The sequence below is a fragment of the Streptomyces sp. NPDC090032 genome (assembly GCF_044748025.1).
Lineage (GTDB): Bacteria > Actinomycetota > Actinomycetes > Streptomycetales > Streptomycetaceae > Streptomyces.
On the sequence record NZ_JBIVFF010000015.1, the window covers coordinates 184015 to 200082 of the forward strand.

Consider the following 16068-nt stretch of genomic DNA (forward strand, 5'->3'; position numbering starts at 1 on the left):
CGGCAAGACGAATGGACCACCACAGTAAGGAGAGGCCCCATGTGCCTGGCGGTACCCGGGAGAGTGACGGAAATCGAGGATCGCGACGGCACCCGCATGGCCACTGTCGACTTCGGCGGGGTGGTCAAGGAGGTGTGCCTGGAGTACCTGCCGGACCTTCAGGTGGGTGAATACGCCATCGTCCACGTGGGGTTCGCCCTGCAGAGACTGGACGAGGAATCGGCCAAGCAGACGCTGGAGCTCTTCGCGAATCTCGGCATGCTCCAGGAGGAGTTCGGCGACCCGTGGGAGCTTGCGGCCGAGGCGGGCGAACCCCGGTGGGCCGACAGCGAGGACGTTCCGCAGGAGGCGCAGCAGTGAAGTACCTCGACGAGTTCCAGGATCCGGACCTGGCGCGGCGCCTGCTCGACGACATCCATTCCGTGGTGACCAGGCCGTGGGCCCTCATGGAGGTCTGCGGCGGGCAGACGCACACCATCATCCGGCACGGGATCGACCAACTCCTGCCCGATCAGGTGGAGTTGATCCACGGGCCCGGGTGTCCCGTGTGCGTCACCCCCCTGGAGGTCATCGACAAGGCCCTGGAGATCGCCTCCCGGCCGGGAGTGATCTTCTGCTCCTTCGGCGACATGCTCCGCGTGCCCGGCACCGGCCGTGACCTCTTCCAGGTGCGCAGCGAGGGCGGCGACGTCCGAGTGGTGTACTCGCCGCTGGACGCCCTGCGCATCGCCCAGCAGAACCCCGACCGCGAAGTGGTGTTCTTCGGCATCGGCTTCGAAACGACCGCGCCTCCCAACGCCATGACGGTCCATCAGGCACGCAAGCTGGGCATCAAGAACTTCAGTCTCCTGGTGTCCCACGTGCGCGTCCCGCCCGCCATCGAGGCGATCATGCAGTCCCCGAACTGCCGGGTCCAGGGATTCCTCGCCGCCGGACACGTCTGCAGCGTGATGGGCGTCGGCGAGTATCCCGAGCTCGCGGAGCGCTACAAGGTCCCGATCGTCGTCACCGGCTTCGAACCGCTGGACATTCTGGAAGGCGTGCGCCGGACCGTGCTGCAACTGGAGCGGGGCGAGCACACCGTGGACAACGCCTATCCGCGCGCGGTCCGGCCCGAGGGGAACCCCGCGGCCCAGGCCATGCTGGCCGATGTCTTCGAGGGCACCGACCGGGCCTGGCGCGGTATCGGAGTCATCCCGGACAGCGGCTGGCGGCTGTCCTCCCGCTATCGGGAGTACGACGCCGAGCACCGCTTCTCGGTGGGCGACATCGACACCCGTGAGCCCGCGGAGTGCCGCAGCGGCGAGGTTCTGCAGGGGCTGCTGAAGCCGAACGAGTGTCCTGCCTTCGGGACCACGTGCACGCCGCGCAACCCACTCGGAGCCACGATGGTCTCGAGCGAGGGCGCGTGTGCCGCCTACTACCTGTACCGACGCCTCGACATCACCACCGCGCCGCTGGAGGCGAGTCCCGTTGCCTGAGACCACCGAACTGACAGCCCCAGACCTGACCGCATGGACCTGCCCCGCCCCGCTGCGCGACCACCCCAGGGTCGTGATGGGACACGGCGGGGGCGGGGCCCTGTCGGCCGAACTGGTGCAGCACATCTTCGCGCCCGCCTTCGGCGGCGCGACGCTGTCGCAACTCGGCGACTCCGCGGCCGTCTCCCTCGGCGGTGTCCGGCTGGCGTTCTCCACCGATTCCTACGTGGTGAGGCCCCTGTTCTTCCCGGGCGGCGGCATCGGCGACCTCGCGGTCAACGGCACGGTCAACGACCTCGCGATGAGCGGCGCGCGGGCCGCCTACCTGTCCTGCGGCTTCATCCTGGAAGAGGGCGTCGAGATGTCCGTCGTCGCCCGGGTCGCCGAGACACTCGGCGTGGCCGCGCGAAGCGCCGGGGTCGAGGTGGTGACCGGTGACACGAAGGTCGTCGAAAGCGGTCACGGAGACGGAGTGTTCATCAATACGGCCGGGATCGGTCTCATCCCGGACGGTGTGGACCTGCGCCCCCAGCGAGTCGTCCCCGGCGACGTCGTCATCGTCAGCGGTGACATCGGCGTTCATGGAGTGGCGATCATGAGTGTGCGTGAGGGCCTGGAATTCGGTGTGGAGATCGAGAGCGACACCGCGGCTCTGGGTGGCCTGGTGGAAGCCATGCTCGCGGTGACGCGGGACATCCACGTGCTGCGCGATCCCACCCGGGGCGGTCTGGCCGCCTCGCTCAACGAGATCGCGGCCGCCTCCCGCGCCGGTGTCGTCATCAAGGAAGGTGACGTCCCTGTCCCGCCGGCCGTGGCCAACGCATGCGCCATCCTCGGCCTCGACCCTCTTTACGTCGCCAACGAGGGCAAACTCGTGGCGTTCGTTCCGCGCGAGCACGCGGACGCGGTTCTCGACGCGATGCGGGCACACCCCCTCGGGGTGAACGCGAGAGTCATCGGTGAGGCCGTCGCCGAGCATCCGGGCATGGTGGTCGCCCGCACTGGCCTGGGCGGCACACGCGTGGTCGACCTCCCCATCGGTGAGCAACTCCCGCGGATCTGCTGACGGTCGGATCGGTCCGGACGCGGAGCGCGATGAACCACACAGACGGCGGCGATGCCCAGCATGAGCACCGCCGCCGCCTCATCCAACGGTCTGGGCCGTGTGTTCCCACGCACCGGGATTCTGGTTCCCATGAACCGGGACGTACCGCTGGGCGACGTGGCCGACCGCAGACGGCCCATCGTGGCTCAACTGCTGCTCCTGGTAGTGGCGTTGGCTATGGCGGCCGCCGCGCCGTCATCGACCCGGCCTCGGAGCGTGGCTAGCATCACGAGCATGCCATCCGACATGGATCCGTCGATCAAGAATCCGCTGGAGCAGTTGACGATCGACCAGCTGCGGGCCCGGACCAGCATGAAGTGGACGACCTTCCCGGCTGACGTCCTGCCGCTGTGGGTGGCCGAGATGGACGTGCCCCTCGCCGAGCCGGTCGCGGCCAGGGTGCACGAGGCCATCGCCGCCGGGGACACCGGCTACCCCAGCGGCCGGGCCTACGCCCGCGCCCTTCAGGTATTCGCCGCCGACCGCTGGGGCTGGCGCGAATTCGAGGCTGAGCAGACCGCGATCGTCCCCGACGTGATGATGGGCATTGTCGAGGCGCTGCGGCTGATCACGACTCCGGGTGATGCCGTGGTGGTGTGCCCGCCCGTCTACCCGCCGTTCTACGCCTTCGTCACGCACGCCGACAGGAAGGTGATCGAAGCACCGCTCGGACCCGACGGCCGACTCGACATGGAAACGCTCAGGGCAGCGTTCGCCTCGGCCGAGCACGTCTCGGCACGGACCGTCCTGCTGCTGGCCAATCCCCACAACCCCACGGGAACGGTGCACACAAGAGCCGAACTTGTGTCGGTTGCCGCTCTGGCCAGGTCCTTCGGAGTGCGAGTCGTCTCGGACGAGATCCACGCACCCGTGGTCCTGTCCGGAGCGGAGTTCGTCCCCTACCTGACCATCCCCGGAGCCGAGGACGCGTTCGCCCTGCACTCCGCGTCGAAGGCATGGAATCTCGCCGGTCTGAAGGCGGCGCTGTTGGTGGCCGGACCGAACGCCGTCGACGATCTGCACCGGCTTCCGGAGGAGGTCAGCCACGGACCCAGCCACGTCGGCGTCCTCGCCCACACTGCCGCCTTCGAGGAGGGACGGCCCTGGCTGGACGCGCTGCTGCGCGGTCTCGACACGAACAGGGCGCTCCTCGCCGATCGCGTGGCCGAGCGTCTTCCCGGGCTCGCCCTGATGTGGCCGGAGGCGACGTACCTCGCCTGGCTCGACTGCCGCTCCCTCGGTCTTCATACGACGTCGGCGACCGCTGCCGCTACCGCTCCCGTGGTCAGTGACATCGCCGGCCCCGCTCAGCTGTTCCTCGACCAGGCGCGGGTCGCGTTGAGCTCTGGGCACGCGTTCGGCAGCGGGGGCGCCGGATTCGTGCGGATCAACTACGCCACCTCATCGACGATCCTTCGCGAGGCGGTGGACCGGATGGCCGCGGCGGTGTCCGGCCTCGAAGCCGCCTGACAAGTGGAGACACACGCGAGGGGATGGCGGCCGGCCACGGCGCCGGCCGGAAGACCGTACTGACCGTCAGAGACGGCGCACCGTGGCGCGTGCCCCTCCGTCGAACTCTCGCCCGGCTCGCTTCCGTCGCCGGATCGCTGAGTCAGGTGTGACCCTTGGCCTTGCCCCGGCACGGGTCGCGCCAAGTGCCGCGGGAGCATCCGAGCGATGCGTCAGCGATCTGGTCGGGCGTTGAGCCGGGCGGCCTGGCGCGTCAAGTGGTCGCGCTCGGCGAGGTTGGTTGCCTTTTGGGCCGCCTCGGCGTACAGCCGTGCCGCCGTCGCCAGGTCGCCGTCGCGCTCGTGGAGGTACGCCGCGACCGCGGTGTGGCGGGGCAAAGACTCGTCCAGCGCCGCGAGCGCCGCCAGGCCGGCGCGCGGTCCGTCGGCCTCGCCGACGGCAACCGCGCGGTTGAGCCGGACGACCGGGCTGTCGGTCAGGCGCGCGAGCTCGTCGTACCACTCGACGATCTGCACCCAGTCGGTCTCCTCGGCGGCCGGCGCGTCGGCGTGGAGTGCCGCGATGGCGGCCTGGGCCTGGAACTCGCCGAGCCGGTCGCGGGCAAGGGCCGCCTGGAGGATCACTACGCCCTCGGCGATCAACTCGGTGTCCCACCGGCCGCGGTCCTGCTCGGCGAGCGGCACCAGGCTGCCGTCGGGTGCGGTCCGGGCGGCTCGCCGGGCGTGGTGGAGCAGCATGAGGGCGAGGAGCCCCGCCACCTCGGGGTGGTCGATCGCGGCTGCGAGCTGCCGGGTGAGGCGGATGGCCTCGGCGGCGAGGTCGACGTCACCGGAGTAGCCCTCGTTGAAGACCAGGTAGAGGACGCGCAACACGGTGGCCACGTCGCCGGGCTGATCGAATCGCACGTCGGAGACGGTGCGCTTGGCCCGGCTGATGCGCTGCGCCATGGTCGCCTCGGGTACGAGGTAGGCCTGGGCGATCTGGCGTGTGGTCAGCCCGCCGACGGCGCGCAGCGTGAGCGCGACCGCGGACGACGGCGTCAGCGACGGGTGGGCGCACAGGAAGTAGAGCTGGAGCGTGTCGTCCATCGCGGACGCGGGCCCGGGCACCGGCTCCTCGTCGACGCGATCCTCACGCCGGCGGCGGGCGGTGTCCGCCCGCATCGCGTCGAGGAACTTGCGCCAGGCCACGGTGACCAGCCAGCCCTTCGCGTCCCGCGGAGGGTCGGCCGGCCAGACGCGGAGCGCTTCGACGAGCGCGTCCTGCACGGCGTCCTCGGCCGCCGCGAAGTCAGCTCCGCGGCGGACGAGGACGGCGAGGACGCTCGGCGTGAGGCTCCTCAGCAGGGCCTCGTCCATCCGAGTCACCTGAGAGGTCACTCCGTGATGGTGGGCTGCACGCCGTAGAACGGGCGCAGCTCCAGCCACTCGTGGATCGGCTTGCCGCCCGCACCGGGAGCGGCCGAAAGCTCCCCGGCCAGCTCGACGGCGCGCTCATAGCTGTCGACGTCGACCACCATCCAGCCGGCGATGACGTCCTTGGTCTCGGCGAACGGCCCGTCGGTGACCGGCGGGCGCCCCTCACCGTCGTAGCGGACCCACGCCCCCTCGGGGGCGAGCGCCTGGCTGTCCACGAACTCGCCCGTCTTCTCCAGCCGGGCCGCGAAGTCGTTCATGTACTGGAGGTGGGCCGAGATCTCCTCCGGTGTCCACTGGTCCATGGGCACGTCGTTGACCGCCGCCGGGGCGCCCCGGTAGTGCTTGAGCAGCAGGTACTTGGCCATCGTGTTTCTCCTCGTCACTGGTGCGACCCATTCTGGCCGCGTTCACTAAGGGAACGGAGCCGGCCACGGGTTCTCGACATCGCAGCCGGATCTTTTTTGGGCTTTCGTGGATGAGTCTCGAAACGTGCGCTGCTGGCCGTCCGCGCGGCCCCGATGGTCCTCGCGCCCGGCGACCCGGAAGCGGTCAGGGATGCGGCACCGTCCGGCCGGTGGGGTCTGGGTCGTACTGGACGACGACGCCGGGGCTGAGGTTCGCGTCGCCGTGTGTGTCCACCTTCGCGGAAGGGCGCGCCGCGGGCACGCGGCCCTGAGTTCGGGTCCGGCGCGCGAGGCTGGCAGGCTGTCGTACGCGCAGCAACCGCGACACCGTGCGCCAAGATCGGAGCGAATGATGAAGGCAGTCCGTTTCAGCCGGTTCGGGGGCCCGGAAGTCCTCGAGATCGTGGATCTGCCCGATCCGCATCCGGGTCCCGGCCAGGTCAGGATTGCGGTGCGCGCGGCCGGCATCAACGCGAGCGACTGGAAGAAGCGCCGGGGTCTGATGGACGAGGAGCTTCCGCAGACCCTGGGCTACGAGGCTGCGGGCGTCGTCGACGAGCTCGGCGAAGGCGCCCAGGACGTGGCCGTCGGTGATCTCGTGTTCGGATTCTCCGCCGAGGGCGCGGCCCAGGCCGAGCTGACGGTGTTGTCCCACTACGCGCCGATCCCTCCCTTGCTCGACTTCTCAGCGGCTGCCGCGCTGCCCGCCGCGATCGAGACGGCGATGCGCGCGATCGACCAGCTCGGTGTCGCGAAAGGCAGCACGCTGCTCATCAACGGCGCCTCAGGAAGCGTCGGCAGCGCGGCGGTTCAGCTCGCAGTGGCGCGCGGCGCACGCGTGATCGGCACCGCCGGTCCGGCAAACCACGACTACCTTCGATCGCTGGGGGCGGAGCCCGTCGCCTACGGCGAGGGCCTCGTCGACCGGGTTCGCGCACTCGCGCCCGACGGTGTCGACCTCGCGCTCGACGTCGCCGGGAGCGGCGCCTTGCCCGAGCTCATCGAGCTGGCCGGAGGCCCGGAGCACGTCGTGACGATCGCCGACTTCGCCGGCGCGCAGGAGCACGGGGTGAGGTTCAGCCGGGGGGACTCCGGCCGTGCTCTCCATGTGCTCGGCGAGATCGGCGAGTTGATCGAATCCGGGCGCTACTCGCTTCCGGCCGTACAGACCTTCCCGCTCGCCGAGATCGCTGAGGCGCACCGGGTCGGTGAGGATGGCCACGTGCGGGGGAAGCTCGTGCTGGTGGTCGGCCCTCCGCATACAGATGCGGTCGATGCATGAGGACGGGGCGGGGGCGGTTTCGGCACTGACCAGTCTGTTGGCCCCGGGCGACAGCCTCCGCCGGAATTCGGCCGGGGAAGCGGCTCCTGGGTGCGAGACCGGTGTCGGACAGATTGCGGCCGGTCGGCATCAGACGCCGCGAGGTGACAGGTGACCGTGCCTGACGCCTTGTCATAGGCCGTATCCGTACGCGTTCTTCGGCGCGGTGGTCAGGCGAGGACACGTCCCGGTGGTTTCTGTCTCGTCCGTTGCAACGGCGGCCCTGGCTTGCGCCTTCGGGCCGCGGGTGAGGACGTGCACGAACAGCGCGCCCATCACGGCGACGCCTGCCCACACGGACTGCTGCCAGCTGTCGATGAAGGACTGCTGCGCGGCGTGGACCACTTGCCGTGCGTGCGAGCCGGCGTTTCCCGCTGCTTCGACGGCGTTGGCCAGGCCTTCCCGTGCGGTGGCCGCGGTGTTGTGGGGGATGCCGTCCAGCTCGTCGTCGATGGAGCGTCGGTATCCGGCGGACAGGAGCGCGCCGAGCATGGCGACGCCCAGTGCGGTGCCCAGTTCGCGGGTGACGTCGTTGAGGGCGGAGGCCACGCCCTGCTTCTCGGACGGCAGGAGCTGATGATGGCTTCGGTGGAGGGCGTCATGGCCAGGCCCACGCCGGTGCCCATGGCGAGCATGCCGGGCAGGATGGACAGGTAGCCGCCGTCGATGGAGACGAAGACGGCCATGAGGACCAGGCCTGTGCCGGCCGGCGCGATTCCCACGGCCATGGTCGAGCGGACCCGGTGCGCACGGCCAGTTTGGGTGCCAGACCGGACGTCGCCGTCATCATCACGGCCATGGGCATCAGCACCGGCGTGGTCAGCAGTCCCGACCAGCCGAGAACGGCCTGGAAGAACGGGTAGAGGACCAGAGCGATACCCGCCTGCACACCGAAGGCCACCAGCAGTGTGACCGCGCCGCCGACCAGGACGCGCTCGTGGAACAGGCGCACGTCCAGCAGCGCGGCGTCCCGTCGGCGCAGTTCCCAGGCCACGAACCCGGTCGATGCGAGGAGCCCGGTGGCGAGGCTGATCAGTGTCACAGGCGCGGTCCAGCCGCGCTCCGGCCCCTCCTGCAGGACGAGGATGAGCCCGACCACAGCGACGGCGGACCAGTGCGCCGACGCGTATCAGGCGGTGATCGTGGTGTCGCCCTGTGCTGCGGCGAGGGCCGCGTCGGTATCGGCGGTGGCCAGGTGGGCGTTGATGTGGGCGCCGGACAGGGCACCTGCCGCGGCGGAGGCGCCCACCTGGGCGGTCAGGTCCGTGGCGTTGCCGGCCACCCACACGCCCGGCACCTCCGTGGCGCCGGCCGTGCCGGAGGCGAAGCGGCGGCCCATGTTGTCGGGCAGGTCCTCCATCGGCAGCTTCAGGCCGTCGAGACCCTCGGCGCGGGCCTGCATCCGGGTGGCGACCGCGAGAAAGCGGCGGGCCGTGAACGTGCCGTCGGCCAGACACACCCCGGCGATGCCGCCGCCCTCGCTCTTCATGACGTCCAGCACCGGGGTGTCGACGACGCGGATGTTGCGGGCTGCGAAGCGCGCGCGGGTGTCCTCGCCCAGCTCCGTGCCGCGGGTGAAATAGACCAGATCCTCGGTCAGTTGGCGGAACAGCAGCGCGTGGTGGACGGAGGCGGGGCCGGTGGCGAGCACGCCGATGGGCTCGTCACGCACCTCCCAGCCGTGGCAGTACGGGCAGTGCACCACACCACGCCCCCAGTGCTCCGCGAGGCCGGGCACATCGGGCAGGACGTCCCGCAAACCGGTGGCCACCAGCACGCGGCGCGCCGTCAGGGTGCGGCCGTCGGCCAGAGTGACCGCGAAACGCAGGTCACCCTCGCGACCGGGGGCGGCAGGCTCGGCGGAGGCCACCTCGCCGAGGACAACCCGCCCGCCGTAGTGGCGCACCTGCTCGCGGCCCTGCGCGAGCAGCTCGGCGGGCGGCATGCCGTCCAGCACGATGAAGCCGTGCATCGCTTCGGCGGGCGCGTTGCGGGGCATGCCGCTGTCGATCACGACGACCGATCGTCGGGAACGGGCGAGCATGAGGGCTCCGTTCAGCCCCGCGGCACCGCCGCCGATCACCACGGCATCGACAGCAGTGTGGGGGAGTGTGTCGGTCGCGTACGCGGACGTCGTGTCGGTCATGTCCTCGCACCCTTTCGCTCGGGCGTGACCCCAGCTTTCTCCGGGGCTCTCGCAAGCGAACGTAGCCCCTACTTGCACGTGAGGCATACGATGTTGCCTATGACGCAAAATGATGGCGAGCTGGACAGCCTCGTACGCAAACGGATCCGCGCACTGCGCGTGGCACAGGGCTGGTCTCTCGAAGAGCTGGCCACCCGCGCCAAGGTCAGCCAGTCCACGCTCTCCCGCATCGAGAACGGCCAGCGCCGCCTCGCACTGGATCAGCTGGTCACCCTCGCCCGCGCCCTCGACACAACTCTGGATCAGCTGGTGGAGAGCGCCTCCGACGACGTCATCTCCAGCCCGACGATCGATGCGGCCCACGGCCTGATGCGCTGGCCCGTAAAAGGCGACCCGGGCATGAGCGTCGTGCGCCAGCGCATGACCGAACCTCCCCCGGACAATCCCGCACGCATGCGAGCCCACCCCGGCCGGGAATGGCTCGTCGTCCTGTCAGGTACCGCGGTCCTCATGCTGGGCCACCGCCGCTTCCGCGTCGAGACCAACCAGGCCGCGGAATTCCCGACCATGCTGCCGCACGCCATCGGCGCCGATGGCGGCCCCTGCGAGATCCTCGGCATCTTCGACCGTGACGCCCGCCGCGGCCACCAGCGGGACAGCGACACCGGCAGCGGCAGCCAGGGTGCCGGCGGCGACCGCGAACCAGGTGGCGGCTCCTGACCCTGACCTTCCGCCCCGGCAGGCGTTCTACGTGCGGAAGTTCTCGCCGAACACCTCGCCGCCATCGCGGGCCGGGCCGGAGGCGGCGTCGCGACGGCCGGCGACGAGGCATGAGACGAGGTCCGGTGACTGTGACTCACCGGCAGCGCGTGCACCTCTGGGCCATCGCTGTCGGCAGGGTTTGCGGGGGGAAGCGGTGCGGCGAGCCGGGTACCGCCGGAAGGGGATGGACGGCTCGGGGAGCTCATTCCTTGGACGTCGCCGCTGGCGTACGGCTGTGCGGCTCATGGCGGCCGGAACATCTGGTGGGTGTGCAGCTAGCTTTGTCACCAGCGGTTTTCCGGCCGTGAGGCGCAGGTCGAGCAGGTTCGCCCGAGTTCGACGCCGAGATGTTGTCCTCTCAAGATGACGTGCGGCGGATACGGAGTAGCGTTAGTCACTGAGAGCCGTTACCCGGGGAAGCGCCCACATAGGCGATGTTCTCGTGGCGGGCAGCGTGACTGCTGCTGCGGGGCTCGCGCGTGGAGCCGTACGCGGCCGAAACGGTCGGTGGATGGCCACGGCGTGTTTCTCATATTCAAAGCGGTGACAGATTGACTGCGCGCCCTGTCCAACTTGTGCGTGCGGCCATCCATCTCGCGTTCGGGTGCGCGAGAGACGATGGAAGGGAGAAAAATCTCATGCGAGCACTGCGCGTGAAGCGCCTCTTCGCGGTGACTGCCACTGGACTTCTGATGGCCGGTGGCGCTGCGATCGGCACAGCGGGGACGGCCTCGGCCAACTCCGGTCACCACGACTCCGGCTACAGCGATTGCTACAACAATCGCGGCTGGTGGAGCAACAACGACTGCGGCTACCGCGGTCACCACAACTACCGGCACGGTGACTACAACCGCGGCGACTACGGTCGCGGCGACTACGGCGGCCGCGGCTACGGCGGCTACGGCGGCTACGGCGGCTACGGCGGCCACGGCGGCGGCTACGGCGGCGGCTACGGCGGCCACGGCGGCGGCTATGGCGGCGGCGGCTACGGCGGCGGCGGCTACGGCGGTGGCGGTGGCGGCTACGGCGGCGGCGGCGGTGGCGGCGGTCACGGCGGTGGCGGCGGGGGACGTTGACGCTCCGAGTGGTTGAGAGCACGGTGTGCGGGCCCGGTCGTAGCCGGGGCCGCACACCGTGCTTCTCGCACGACAACAGTCCCGACCAGATGTGCGCGCCGAGACGTCATGTGCCACACCAGGCCGACGGTCGCCGACTCGCCCGGCTTTGAGTCGGGCACTTGGTGAAGCATCGTTGTACGACGTCGGGGCGGCGGTGCCATCAGCCGGCCCGAGGTAACGGGAATACCGCTGGTCAGCGAGTATGCCCGGTTCGTCGACAGGCTCCCGTGCGGGGGCAACGGCACCTCGGACTGCTCCTTTGAGCCGAGCGGCGACGTCGAAGGCGTCGCCGCTGACGACGTTCGCGTCCGGCCCGCCACACCGGCGTGCAGGTGGCCTCGGCTCGTCTTGTAGGGCCGCAACAAGCCGGCGCGTGGCCACCTCTTCGCCGAGCTGCAGCGGGCTGTCGACGAGGAGAACTGGGAGTGGGCCGAAGCCTGTTACACCCAGATCCGCAGTCCGCACACGCTGACGTTTCCCGACGGCAGCCCGGTCGCCGAGTTCTAGGTGCAGCCGCATCGTTTGTGGGTGTAGAGAGCACGGTTCGCCCGTCCGGCCAGGGCTGGTTCCTCGTTCGGGCCTGTCCGGGCCATGGCCGCGGGGCGGGCTTGACTTCGAGCGCACTCGAATTCGTACCGTGCGGGCATGAGCGACAGCAGCACACCGCAGCACAAGATCGGTTCGGGTTTCGGTGCCCGGAGCACCACCGATGATGTTCTCGCCGGCATCGACCTCACCGGCCGGCTGGCCCTCGTGACGGGCGGTTACTCGGGTATCGGCCTCGAGACCACACGCGCATTGACGAAGGCCGGCGCCCGGGTTGTGGTCCCGGCCCGCCGGGTCGGCGCGGCACAGGAGAACCTGGCCGGGATCGACGGTGTCGAGGTGGATGAACTGGACCTCGGTGACCTGGACAGCGTTCGGGACTTCGCCGCGCGATTTCTCGCCTCGGGGCGGCCTCTGGACATCGTCATCGACAGCGCGGGGATCATGGCCTGTCCCGAGACCCGGGTCGGGCCGGGCTGGGAGGCCCAGTTCGCCACCAACCACCTCGGCCACTTCGCCCTTGTCAACCGCCTGTGGCCGGCGATCGAGCCGGGCGGTGCCCGCGTCGTATCGGTCTCCTCCACCGGCCACCATGCCTCCCCCGTCCACTGGGACGACGTCCACTGGCGCCACGGCTACGACAAGTGGGAGGCGTACGGCCAGGCCAAGACGGCGAACGCGTTGTTCGCCCTGCAACTCGACCGCCTCGGCCGGGACCGGGGCGTGCGGGCCTTCTCGCTGCACCCCGGTGGCATCCTCACTCCTCTTCAGCGGCATCTGCCGAAGCAGGAGATGGTCGAGCGCGGCTGGATCGACGCGGACGGCAAACTGCTCCACCCGGAGGCGTTCAAGACACCACAGCAGGGAGCGGCCACCCAGGTGTGGGCGGCGACCTCCCCCCAGCTGAACGGCATGGGCGGCGTCTACCTGGAAGACTGCGACATCGCGGAGCCCGCTCCGGCTGACGGCTCCCGGGTCGGCGTGAAGGAGTGGGCCACGGACCCGGAGCAGGCGGCCCGCCTGTGGGCACTGTCCGCCGAACTGACCGGCGTGGACGCGTTCGCAGCCTGAGACAGGTGCTCGCGGACAGCTCAGGGCTCAGCAGGGCGGCGAGATCACCAGGACGAGCAACCTGGACCAACCGCCTTGCTGCGCCCGTTGCACCATCGTCACCGACCGGGGCTCAAAGGCCCTTTCGCATGAGAACGCACATCGTTTCGTGGCGATGGATCGACCCGTCCGGCCCTTCCTCGTCCCAGGCGTCCGGTGTGCTGCCGCAGGCGACATATCCCAGGCGCTCGTACAGGGCTCGCGCCCGGGGGTTGCTCTCCTCCACAGAGAGCTCGGCCCTGTACAACCCGCGGTCCCGGATCCGCTGCTCGGCAGTGCGGACGAGCAGCGTTCCCAGGCCGCGGGACTGCAACGCCGGGAACACGGCGAGTTGCCACAGGGTTCCGGCTCCCTCGGAGATCTGGAAGTCGATGCCGCCGATCGCCACCGGCAGATCCATGGGTGTGCATACGGCCAGGTAGTCCACCTCGCCCACGGCGGCGCGCGCCAGCTCTCTCTCGACGCTGCGCAAGTGGGTGCTCGAGCCGGACCAGGTGCACGTCGGCAGATCCCGAGGGAGCAGATCGCGGACGCTGACAGGCAAGATGACGGTGGCGTCTGTGAAGTCGTCTTCGATGGTCACACCTTGGAGCATGCCGACTGCCGCGACGGCACGACAAGGCATTTCTCCCTCCTGGACCGGCCGTCGGCCGACGCCTCACAACCAACGGGAACGGCACCGGAGTTGGTGCCTGAGCCGTCCGATGGGCGACGGGGTTCCGTACACCGTTGACCGAGGTCTTGCCCGTTGGCCTGCGGCGGCTTCGCGTCGGCGGAATTCGGCTGGGGTCTTGCGGTAGGGCACTCAAAGAGTGAACCATCGTTCAGAGGTTCCCGCCATGGCCGGTCGTCGCCGGCACGGCTCGTCAGGAGAACGTGATGCACCTCAGTGCCCTGTTGGACAACGCTGTTCGCTCGGCCGGAACGAAGGAAGCCGTCGTCTACCGCGAGCGGCGATGGACCTACGGCGAGTTCGCGGACGCGGCCCGCCGCGCCGCGACAGTGCTGCGGGAGGCCGGACTGCGACCCGGCGACCGTCTGGCGGTCATGACGTACAACACCCCCGCCTTCCTGTTCGCCGCGTTCGGTGCCTGGTACACGGGTGCCGTACTGGTGCCGGTCAACCACAAACTGCAGACGGCCGAGGTGGAGCGCCAGCTGCGGCACTGCGGTGCTCGGCTGGCGGTCGTCGACGCGGGGATCGGCGAGCGCGCGACCGCCGCGGACGCAGATGTGCGCTGGCTGACCAGCCATCCCGACACGGCCGCGGACGCGCTGCCGGCCGACTCGTTCGAGGCGCTGACGGCGCGCGCCGAGCCCTGGACGGGTGAGGCGGGCCCGGACAGCGACATCGCGCAGATCCTGTACACATCGGGGACGTCGGGGAGCCCGAAGGGTTGCGTGCACACCCATCGGGGTGTCGCGCTGGCCGCCACGTACACGGCGGTCACGATTCCCCTTCACCGCGACGAGCGCTTCCTCATCTGCATGCCGATCTGGCACGCCTCCCCGCTCAACAACTGGGCCATGAGCACCCTCCTGATGGGCGCCACGATCGTGCTCCAGCGCGAGTACGAGCCCCGCGAAATGCTGGAGACCGTCCAACGGGAGCGCGTGACCGCCCTGTTCGCGGCGCCGATCGCGCTCATCGCCCCGGTGCAGGCCGTCGAGGACTTCACCGCGTTCGACCTGACGTCCGTACGCGCCTGGATCTACGGTGCCGGACCCCTGGACGCCGAGACCGCCCGCCGTTTGATGAAGGCGTACGGCTCGGAGGCCTTCCACCAGGTGTACGGGATGAGCGAGACCGGCCCCGTGGGAGCGTCGCTCTCCCCGGCCGAGCAGGTCGAGAAGGCCGGGTCCATCGGGCGCGGTGGCATGCCCGGCGTGGACCTGAGGGTCGTACGGGCGGACGGCGCCGACGCCGAGGCCGGACAGACCGGCGAGATCTGGCTGCGCTCGGACACCCGCATGGTCGGCTACCTCGACGACGAGGCCGCCACCGCCGAGGTGTTCGCGGGGGAGTGGTACCGCAGCGGCGACCTCGGGCGCGTCGACGAGGACGGCTTCGTCACCATCGTGGACCGGATGAAGGACGTGATCGTCACCGGCGGCGAGAACGTCGCCTCGCAGGAGGTCGAAGGGGCGCTGCGCGGCCACTCGGATGTGCTCGATGTCGCCGTCGTCGGCCGCCCGCACCCGCAGTGGGGCGAGACCGTGGTGGCCGTGGTGGTGCCGCGGGAGGGCGCGGAGCTGGACCTGGCCGGGATGCGGGAGTGGCTGGGGACCCGGATGGCCCGGTACAAGATTCCCCGCGAACTCGTCCTGCGCCCGGAGCTGCCGCGTACCCCGTCAGGGAAGATCACCAAGCATGTGCTGCGGACCGAACTCTCCGGGCCGGACGGGGTGGTGGCCGGCTGACTCGGGGAGCGCTCCACCCTGCAGGCGAGGCCGGCCGAGGCCGACGTACGCTCTGTGCATGGCCGATGCACAGGTGCAGCATGAGCGGAGGGGCCCGGGGCGGCCGCGCGAGGAGCGAGTCACCCGGGCCGTGCTTGACGCCGTCGTCGACCTGGTGGTGGAGCGCGGAATGGGCGCGCTGACCATGGATGCTGTCGCGGCCCGTGCCGGGGTGAGCAAGCCGGCCATGTACCGGCGCTGGTCCACCAAGCAGGACCTGGTCATCGCCGCCGCCGAGTCGCGGATCGGGCCACTGACCGTGCCGGACCTGGGCGACTTCCGGGCCGAGCTGCGTGCGGTCCTCGTGGCGCGAATGGAGGCGTACCGGCAGCCCGGCGTCGACCGGCTGCTGGCCGGGGTGATCGGCGCGACGGCGGAGGAGGGCGCGGTGCGCGAGGCGTTTCGCGCGTACTCGGCGCGAGTGATGAGCGAGACGCGGCACGTGCTGGAACGCGGGGTCGCACGCGGCGACGTACGGCCGGACGCGGATCTGTCCGCCGCCGCCACGCTCGTGGCGTCGTCGCTGGTCTTCCGGCTGGTCGCCGAGCAGCTGATGCCGGACGAACACCTCGTCGAGTCCGTGGCCGACCTGATCGGCCGGGCGGTCGCCGCGCGGCCGTGAAGCACGGCTGATCCAGCGCCACATTCCCCGCGCGTCAGGTGAATCAGGGTCCTGACGTGCCCTTCGGTATGCCCTCAGCCCGTGTCGGGGCTCCGTGCGCCACCG

The 16068-nt window shown here is 70.2% G+C and carries 14 protein-coding genes and 1 pseudogene; 10 read left to right on the forward strand and 5 right to left on the reverse strand.

The genetic code is table 11. The annotated features are described in order from the left end of the window. Positions 1-39: 39 nt before the first annotated feature. The 4 genes from ACIPWY_RS32905 (at position 40) to ACIPWY_RS32920 (ending at position 4056) form a co-directional block, all read left to right on the forward strand. The gene (locus tag ACIPWY_RS32905; RefSeq protein WP_362907248.1) at positions 40-360 is read left to right on the forward strand and encodes a HypC/HybG/HupF family hydrogenase formation chaperone; all 321 of its coding nucleotides are present in this window, start codon (positions 40-42) and stop codon (positions 358-360) included. Continuing rightward, entirely contained in the window at positions 357-1481 is a 1125-nt protein-coding gene (gene hypD / locus ACIPWY_RS32910; protein WP_362907249.1) for a hydrogenase formation protein HypD, read from the forward strand. The genes ACIPWY_RS32905 and hypD overlap by 4 nt, the downstream gene beginning before the upstream one ends. After that, positions 1474-2547 carry a hydrogenase expression/formation protein HypE gene (gene hypE / locus ACIPWY_RS32915; RefSeq protein WP_362907251.1) on the forward strand — a complete coding sequence of 358 codons (1074 nt, stop codon included), beginning with the start codon at positions 1474-1476 and terminating at the stop codon, positions 2545-2547. Before hypD ends, hypE begins: the two co-directional genes overlap by 8 nt. Positions 2548-2820: 273 nt before the next feature. Beyond that, positions 2821-4056 carry a MalY/PatB family protein gene (locus ACIPWY_RS32920; protein WP_393702087.1) on the forward strand — a complete coding sequence of 412 codons (1236 nt, stop codon included), beginning with the start codon at positions 2821-2823 and terminating at the stop codon, positions 4054-4056. A gap of 212 nt (positions 4057-4268) precedes the next feature. Here ACIPWY_RS32920 and ACIPWY_RS32925 read toward each other — a convergent pair whose 3' ends face one another. Together ACIPWY_RS32925 and ACIPWY_RS32930 are read right to left on the reverse strand one after the other, a co-directional pair. Beyond that, positions 4269-5414 carry a DUF6596 domain-containing protein gene (locus ACIPWY_RS32925; RefSeq protein ID WP_362907254.1) on the reverse strand — a complete coding sequence of 382 codons (1146 nt, stop codon included), beginning with the start codon at positions 5412-5414 and terminating at the stop codon, positions 4269-4271. 17 nt (positions 5415-5431) lie between these two features. After that, on the reverse strand, positions 5432-5839 hold the full coding sequence (locus ACIPWY_RS32930; protein ID WP_393702085.1) for a YciI family protein: 408 nt from the start codon (positions 5837-5839) through the stop codon (positions 5432-5434). 391 nt (positions 5840-6230) lie between these two features. On the opposite strand from ACIPWY_RS32930, the gene ACIPWY_RS32935 reads away from it, so the two are divergent. After that, positions 6231-7160, forward strand: coding sequence for an NADP-dependent oxidoreductase (locus ACIPWY_RS32935; protein ID WP_393702500.1), 930 nt, complete (start codon positions 6231-6233; stop codon positions 7158-7160). Positions 7161-7331: 171 nt separating this feature from the next. On the opposite strand, the pseudogene ACIPWY_RS32940 reads toward ACIPWY_RS32935, so the two are convergent. Further along, positions 7332-8310, reverse strand: a pseudogene (locus tag ACIPWY_RS32940) (MFS transporter); the annotation flags it as partial. Between the two features lie 18 nt (positions 8311-8328). Continuing rightward, positions 8329-9345, reverse strand: coding sequence for an NAD(P)/FAD-dependent oxidoreductase (locus ACIPWY_RS32945; protein ID WP_393702083.1), 1017 nt, complete (start codon positions 9343-9345; stop codon positions 8329-8331). Between the two features lie 90 nt (positions 9346-9435). Here ACIPWY_RS32945 and ACIPWY_RS32950 point away from each other — a divergent pair, with 90 nt between their 5' ends. The 3 genes from ACIPWY_RS32950 (at position 9436) to ACIPWY_RS32960 (ending at position 12842) form a co-directional block, all read left to right on the forward strand. Continuing rightward, positions 9436-10065 carry an XRE family transcriptional regulator gene (locus ACIPWY_RS32950; RefSeq protein WP_362907260.1) on the forward strand — a complete coding sequence of 210 codons (630 nt, stop codon included), beginning with the start codon at positions 9436-9438 and terminating at the stop codon, positions 10063-10065. A gap of 680 nt (positions 10066-10745) precedes the next feature. Further along, positions 10746-11183: a hypothetical protein gene (locus tag ACIPWY_RS32955; RefSeq protein ID WP_401536228.1), complete on the forward strand. Its 438-nt coding sequence runs from the start codon at positions 10746-10748 to the stop codon at positions 11181-11183. A gap of 687 nt (positions 11184-11870) precedes the next feature. After that, a complete protein-coding gene (locus ACIPWY_RS32960; RefSeq protein WP_393702079.1) occupies positions 11871-12842 on the forward strand; it encodes an SDR family NAD(P)-dependent oxidoreductase in 972 nt (323 codons plus the stop codon). A gap of 112 nt (positions 12843-12954) precedes the next feature. Here the strand turns inward: ACIPWY_RS32960 and ACIPWY_RS32965 are convergent, their stop codons facing one another. After that, positions 12955-13476 carry a GNAT family N-acetyltransferase gene (locus ACIPWY_RS32965; RefSeq protein WP_362907360.1) on the reverse strand — a complete coding sequence of 174 codons (522 nt, stop codon included), beginning with the start codon at positions 13474-13476 and terminating at the stop codon, positions 12955-12957. A gap of 284 nt (positions 13477-13760) precedes the next feature. Here ACIPWY_RS32965 and ACIPWY_RS32970 point away from each other — a divergent pair, with 284 nt between their 5' ends. Together ACIPWY_RS32970 and ACIPWY_RS32975 are read left to right on the forward strand one after the other, a co-directional pair. Further along, positions 13761-15302 (forward strand): AMP-binding protein, encoded by a 1542-nt coding sequence (locus ACIPWY_RS32970; RefSeq protein ID WP_362907266.1) that lies wholly within the window; start codon positions 13761-13763, stop codon positions 15300-15302. 58 nt (positions 15303-15360) lie between these two features. After that, on the forward strand, positions 15361-15963 hold the full coding sequence (locus tag ACIPWY_RS32975; RefSeq protein WP_362907268.1) for a TetR/AcrR family transcriptional regulator: 603 nt from the start codon (positions 15361-15363) through the stop codon (positions 15961-15963). The last annotated feature ends 105 nt before the right edge of the window (positions 15964-16068 follow it).

Coding starts and splice junctions, on each gene's coding strand:
- ACIPWY_RS32930 (WP_393702085.1), bottom strand. CDS start 5,839: ATGGCCAAGTACCTGCTGCTCAAGCACTACCGGGGCGCCCCGGCGGCG.
- ACIPWY_RS32950 (WP_362907260.1), top strand. CDS start 9,436: ATGTTGCCTATGACGCAAAATGATGGCGAGCTGGACAGCCTCGTACGC.
- ACIPWY_RS32955 (WP_401536228.1), top strand. CDS start 10,746: ATGCGAGCACTGCGCGTGAAGCGCCTCTTCGCGGTGACTGCCACTGGA.
- ACIPWY_RS32965 (WP_362907360.1), bottom strand. CDS start 13,476: ATGCTCCAAGGTGTGACCATCGAAGACGACTTCACAGACGCCACCGTC.
- ACIPWY_RS32920 (WP_393702087.1), top strand. CDS start 2,821: ATGCCATCCGACATGGATCCGTCGATCAAGAATCCGCTGGAGCAGTTG.
- ACIPWY_RS32935 (WP_393702500.1), top strand. CDS start 6,231: ATGAAGGCAGTCCGTTTCAGCCGGTTCGGGGGCCCGGAAGTCCTCGAG.
- ACIPWY_RS32905 (WP_362907248.1), top strand. CDS start 40: ATGTGCCTGGCGGTACCCGGGAGAGTGACGGAAATCGAGGATCGCGAC.
- ACIPWY_RS32925 (WP_362907254.1), bottom strand. CDS start 5,414: ATGGACGAGGCCCTGCTGAGGAGCCTCACGCCGAGCGTCCTCGCCGTC.
- ACIPWY_RS32960 (WP_393702079.1), top strand. CDS start 11,871: ATGAGCGACAGCAGCACACCGCAGCACAAGATCGGTTCGGGTTTCGGT.
- ACIPWY_RS32945 (WP_393702083.1), bottom strand. CDS start 9,345: ATGACCGACACGACGTCCGCGTACGCGACCGACACACTCCCCCACACT.
- ACIPWY_RS32975 (WP_362907268.1), top strand. CDS start 15,361: ATGGCCGATGCACAGGTGCAGCATGAGCGGAGGGGCCCGGGGCGGCCG.
- ACIPWY_RS32970 (WP_362907266.1), top strand. CDS start 13,761: ATGCACCTCAGTGCCCTGTTGGACAACGCTGTTCGCTCGGCCGGAACG.